Raw genomic sequence first — 2,899 nt, 5'->3', positions numbered from 1 at the left:
GCCCGGATCTTTTCCAGAATCGCCGGATCCGGAGCCGCGGGAACGTTCATCGCTTCATTCCGTCTATAACATTCCCGAGCGCTTCCGCGCCACCCATTCCGCCGTCAAGAGAACCATGATGGGCGCGAACCACGCCCAGCTGTGGGCCAGCGGCGTCTCGCTCTCGATCACCCGCCGCCGGCTCAGGCGTTCGAGGCGTCCCGGGAGCTGGACGGCTTCCTCCTCGCGGAAGTACTCCCCTCCCGAGACGGCCGCCAGCCGCCGCAGAAGATCCTCGTCGCAGGTGAGCGACGCGAGCTCTCCGGCGTCCGCCGGGCGCACCGTGAACTCGACGGCGACCCGCGGATCGGCCTCCGCCGCGCCTTCGCGGCGCACGCGGACCTCGTAGCGGCCGGGCGGCAGCGGTCCCGTGCGCGCACGGAAGACGCCGCCGGCGTTCTCGTCGGGTTCCAGGCGCACCACGGCCACGCGACGGCCGTCCCGGTAGATCCACGCCTCGGCCTCGGCCTTCGCGACGGGCCGCCCCTCGGCGTCGCGAAGCCGGACGCGCAGGGCGGCCGAGGAGCCGGCGTCGTAGACCGGCCGGTCGGCGGCCAAGGACACCCGCGCGTCGCGGACGGCGAACGGGGGCTCCATGATCTCGCGGACCGCCTGGTTCCAGAAGCGCTGGTGGTAAAGATCGGCCACCTCGTAGCGCCAGCGCCAGGACTCGTCGAAGGCGGCGTACAGCGCCTTGCCCGGACCGAACCGCCGCAGGGCCAGGGCGGGCACGCGCCGTTCCCCGACGAGCGCCTCGAGGAGGACTTCTGCGCCGGGCAGGGGCCGCGCCGGGGCCACCCAGTGCGGGGCGGGAAGCCCCGACCAGAGCTCGACGTTCTTGTCGGGATCCTCCGCCAGCGCCAGCCACGGCGCCCGCGTCCCCTGCGCGGTCAGGCGCAGTCCCGTGGGCCGCCCCCCTTCCCCCTTCCAGTCCACCGGGAAAAGCGGCGCCAGAGGCGTGTCCGCGTAGGTCGCCACGTGGCCCCGGCGTCCGTCCAGGAAGAGCACCCCTCCCCCGCGCCGGCCCACGAAGTCGCGGATCCACTCCAGCTCCTCCATCTTGAGGAACTGGCGCGGCACCTCGCCGAAGATGACGAGATCGTAGGCGTACAGGGACTCCCGATCCGCGGGGAACCGCCCCGGACCCGAGCCGCGCGGCCAGGCGGAGGCGTCGGCCCCGCGGTCGGCCAGAAGCGTGTGGACCTCCCATTGCTCGTCCCGATCGAGCAGGTTGCGCAGGTAGCGCGTCTCCCACCGGGGCCGGCCGTCCAGGAGAAGAACCCGGCGCCGCTGGAGGACCGCGTTCAGATGGAACTCCGCGGCGTTGTTGCGGGGCTCGCGCTCGCCTTCGACCGGCCGCGCGACCGCGCGGAACGCCAGGGGCAGGTGCAGGCGTTCGACGCCCTTCTCCGCCGGAGGCCGGACCCGCTCGACCAGCTCTTCCACGGGAAAATCGAAGGGGATCGTCCTCAGGGGGGCCGGCTCCGTGACGAGTCGCTTTTCCCAGACCGTGCGGCCCTGCGCCTCGATGCGGAGTTCCAGCGGGCGGCCGGCCGGCATGTCGTCCTTGAGCACGATCTCGCCGCGCACGCGATCCCGGAAGAAAACGGATTCCGGCGCCTGGACGCGCACGACCGCCACGTCTTCCGGGGGGCGCGTGCCGCCCACGCCCACCGTGTGGATGGGAATCCTCCGTCCGCCGCGCACGCGGGCCGCGGCCAGGGGCGACCGCCCTTCGTTATGGCGACCGTCGGAGAAGAGCACGGCGACCGTCCGGCTCCCCGGCGCGGAGTCCAGACGCGCGTCGATCCCGTCGGAAAGATTCGTCGTCGAAGCGGCGGGCTCCGGAAGCGCCGCGGGGAGAGGCGTCCCCTCGCGGTCGGAAACCCAGACGGTGGGCGTTTCGCGTCCGGCCAGCAGACACACTTCCACGTGATGGCGCTCCGCGAGCGTCCGAAGGAGCGCGCCGGGCCCGTGGGCGAGCATCGCCTCGACGCGCTTCCACCGGGGCATCGCGTCGAAGCGGGCCAGCGCCGCGCGGACGGGCTCGGGCGGGGCGGCCGCGACGCGCCCCGCGTACGTCGCGAACGCCTGGCGGAGATCCTTCTCCCACCGATCCGCCGCGGCGGTCGCCGCCGTCCAGGCCGCCGCCTCGCCGGGCGCGGCCGGAAGCCGCCGGGCGGGGACGACGACCTCCTCCTGAAAGCGCGCGCGCATCGACTCGAGCGCCTGCGCCGGCGACTCCGCGGGCGTCGTGGGCGCCGAGAGGCGCGCGCCGGGAATCGGGCGCTCCAGGGTGCCGTCCGGAAGCTGCCAGCCCACCGCCAGGTTGTCGCGTCCCACGCCGTCCTTCTGGAGCGCTTCGATGTAGTACCGCTGCCCGGCCGCCAGGCGCACGGGCGCCGACTTCTGTTCCGGAAGGGCGTCCCACTGGCGGACGGCGGTGCCGACGGGAACGCGGGCGATCAGGGTCTTGCCCGCCGGGTCCGCGGAGGAGCTCAGCCAGAGCTCCGCCTGGTCGTTTCCGCTGATCCAGAACGTGTAGGCGCCGGTGACCGGCGGATGGAGATATCCCCGCAGGCGCGTGCCGTACTGGTCGGCCCAGTCGGTCGGAGCCTCGAAGAGCTCGGGCATCGAGGTCCCGTCGGGCCGTCCGGGAAAGCGCGGATGGCGGGTGAGGTCGGCGACGGCGGCGCCGGGGATCCCGGTCCAGAACTCGCGAAGGAGCACCCCCTTGCGTTCGAGGGCCACGCCGCCGGTTTCGGGGCGAACGCGGGCCAGGTGGGCGGCGGCGGCGGCGACCTCCGCGGCGAACGCACGGGCGGCCTCCGCGGCCGAGGCGGAATCCCCGGCCTCCGCG

At 73.9% G+C, this 2,899-nt stretch carries 1 protein-coding gene; it reads right to left on the bottom strand.

Annotation, left to right across the window (positions count from 1 at the left end; translation table 11 throughout):
• Positions 1-63 precede the first annotated feature (63 nt).
• Positions 64-2,899, bottom strand: a 2,836-nt coding sequence (locus tag VNO22_14165; GenBank protein HXG62513.1) for a PA14 domain-containing protein, incomplete at its 5' end; no start/stop codon positions are given.

Source organism: Planctomycetota bacterium (assembly GCA_035574235.1).
In the GTDB taxonomy this organism is placed as follows: domain Bacteria; phylum Planctomycetota; class MHYJ01; order MHYJ01; family JACPRB01; genus DATLZA01.
This window is presented reverse-complemented; position numbering and strand designations above follow the sequence as displayed.